At 39.0% G+C, this 2,220-nt stretch carries 5 protein-coding genes; all 5 read left to right on the top strand.

The features are described 5' to 3' along the window. Window positions 1-129 precede the first annotated feature (129 nt). A complete protein-coding gene (locus KTHG_RS20885) occupies window positions 130-546 on the top strand; it encodes a hypothetical protein (protein ID WP_139996404.1) in 417 nt (138 codons plus the stop codon). A gap of 8 nt (window positions 547-554) precedes the next feature. Next, window positions 555-938 carry a hypothetical protein gene (locus KTHG_RS20880; protein ID WP_139996402.1) on the top strand — a complete coding sequence of 128 codons (384 nt, stop codon included), beginning with the start codon at window positions 555-557 and terminating at the stop codon, window positions 936-938. Continuing rightward, window positions 935-1,510, top strand: coding sequence for a major tail protein (locus KTHG_RS20875; protein ID WP_255512527.1), 576 nt, complete (start codon window positions 935-937; stop codon window positions 1,508-1,510). The genes KTHG_RS20880 and KTHG_RS20875 overlap by 4 nt, the downstream gene beginning before the upstream one ends. Before the next feature lie 124 nt (window positions 1,511-1,634). Continuing rightward, window positions 1,635-1,982 carry a phage tail assembly chaperone G gene (gene gpG / locus KTHG_RS20870; protein ID WP_139996400.1) on the top strand — a complete coding sequence of 116 codons (348 nt, stop codon included), beginning with the start codon at window positions 1,635-1,637 and terminating at the stop codon, window positions 1,980-1,982. Beyond that, window positions 1,936-2,181, top strand: coding sequence for a hypothetical protein (locus tag KTHG_RS20865; protein ID WP_139996398.1), 246 nt, complete (start codon window positions 1,936-1,938; stop codon window positions 2,179-2,181). Before gpG ends, KTHG_RS20865 begins: the two co-directional genes overlap by 47 nt. Window positions 2,182-2,220 lie beyond the last annotated feature (39 nt).

The following is a 2,220-nucleotide window of genomic DNA, read 5'->3' as shown; positions in this document are numbered from 1 at the left end:
TATTCCAGACCGTAAGCATTTTGCAGAGATTGGCCACTGTCGTTATACCGGAAAGGTTTGGAATATCGTTGAAGTAAGACCAGATGCACAATCACTTGGTTTTATTAACATCGTATTGGCGGTGGTTTAATGAGTGTCGAATTTCATGGTTTAGCCGAAATCCAACAGCGTTTAAAACAAATGATGTCCGAAAAAGAGTTTAAAAAGCTAACAGATACAGCTGTAACTGCCGGTGCAACGGTATTGAAAAAAGAAGTGGCCAGAAGGCTATCAAGTAGCTTAGGCGACTATTCAATCGGGGCAACAGTTGACGAGATTGTCATGAGCAAACCAAAATCAAAGCGTGGTGCGCGTACTGTTCAGATTGGTTGGAATGGTCCATTAGAGCGTTATCGTATTATCCATTTGAATGAGAATGGCTATAAACGCGATGGGAAGTTTTACGGTCCGCAACTAGGCGGTTACAAGCAAATCGCAAAAGCTATGGAAACTAAAAAACAGGAAGTATTTGATGCAACGCGAAGGGAGATGGCCAAACGTTTATGAGAGATTTGATGATGGAAATTAATCAGGCACTACGCGAAAATGCGCTCATTGCAACAAGTTGTGGTGACCGCATTAAATTTTACGAGTATGCAGAAACAGGCGACTTATTAAGTCCATTTATTATCATTACACCGTCACAGCCCAGCAAACCAAGTAGCTATGGCAGCAACACTAATCATAGCGAAAGTTACTACTACCAGATTAATGTGGAAGCAATAAAACGAGGAGTCCGGGACTCTTTAGCATATGAAGTACGAAAAGTTATGAGGACACTTGGTTTTGAACAACAAGCCGGTGGCTTGGACACATATTTTAAAGAAACAAAGCGCTATGTAAACACACGTTTATATAGCGCTATTTTATTTACTCAAAAAGAGGAGGAAAATGAATGAACGCAGTAGGATTTGAAAAAGCAGAAATCGCGGTATTAGATGCCAATTTCCAAACAACAGAAGAAAGCATTTTTACACTTGAAGGAAAAACAGATAAAGGGGCAACACGCTCATTTAGTGTAGAAGGATTAACAGCTGAAGCTGTGAAACAATTCGGTTCAAACATTCCTTATCGTACAGCAAAACGTGGTATCGGTGACTTATCTGCGACTTTAACAGCCATTGATGTACCACTTGATTTTGAAATGACGATTCTTGGGATTGCAAAATCAACAGAAGGTTTCTACGAAGGTGGCGATGATACAGAAGCACCGTATACAGCGACTATCTTCTATGATAAAACGCCACAAGGTGAACCATATGCGATTGCACTTTATCGCGGATCATGGTCACGAAATTCACTTGAAGGGGAAACACTTGAAGGGGAAAACAAAGAATTGCCAGAAGAAGAATACACAATGGCGTGTGTTGTTGGCGATGATAAAAAAGGTTACGGAATTGCAGTAGGTGCCGAACAAGTAGCAGCATTACGTGCCAAAGCATTTAAAGTTACACCCAGCGGTGGCGCTTAATGTGAGCGCTACGCCAGAGGCAAAGCAAGCCAATATTACGTGGCAATAATTAAATCAAAATTCAATGAAGCACTCCGTTTGGGGTGCTTTTTTATTTATCTAAAATATACTGGAGGGCTATTACATGGCTATTTATGAATTAAAACTAATGAAGAAAAAAGAAATTGTGGACGGAAAAGAACAATTTGAATATAACACACGCAAGTTAGAATTCGTGTCGATTAAAGTTACACGTGATGCATTGAAAGTAAAAGCTGAATTAGAAAAAATGGCGAATGAAAAAGAGCCGGATGAAGTGGCAATGCTAGACAAACAAATCGAATTTATCGCAGATGTTTTCCAAGTTTCGTCTGATGACATTTGGGAAGGGCTTGATGCAGCAACAGGCGCATTAAAGATTAAGAATATCTTTGAACAAATCTTAGGTGTGGAAGAATTGGAAAAAGAAGAAGAAAAAAAATGGCGAAAATGATGAAGTACATGCAGAAGTAACGTATGAAGCATCATTAGAAACCATCGATAAATTGTATAAATCATTTATGGAAAACGGCATGGCTTATCAAGATATAGCAAATGCCGATTTCTTTCATTTAGTTGAACTTTTCAATAAAGAAAAGAAAGAAGAAAAAAAGGTCGGTAATATGTATGAAGCCTTAAAAGGATTTATGTAAGGAGGTGGCAGTATGGCAAACAATGCACAACCATTAGGT

Origin of the sequence: Kurthia sp. Dielmo, from assembly GCF_000307285.2 — a bacterium.
Classification (GTDB): Bacteria; Bacillota; Bacilli; order Bacillales_A; family Planococcaceae; genus Kurthia; species Kurthia populi.
The sequence above is the reverse complement of the archived record's forward strand: the minus strand, read 5'-3'. Positions and strand labels throughout refer to the sequence as shown.

Excerpts from the sequence above, each read along its gene's own strand:
- gpG (WP_139996400.1), top strand. The coding sequence starts at position 1,635 with ATGGCTATTTATGAATTAAAACTAATGAAGAAAAAAGAAATTGTGGAC.
- KTHG_RS20885 (WP_139996404.1), top strand. The coding sequence starts at position 130 with ATGAGTGTCGAATTTCATGGTTTAGCCGAAATCCAACAGCGTTTAAAA.
- KTHG_RS20880 (WP_139996402.1), top strand. The coding sequence starts at position 555 with ATGATGGAAATTAATCAGGCACTACGCGAAAATGCGCTCATTGCAACA.
- KTHG_RS20875 (WP_255512527.1), top strand. The coding sequence starts at position 935 with ATGAACGCAGTAGGATTTGAAAAAGCAGAAATCGCGGTATTAGATGCC.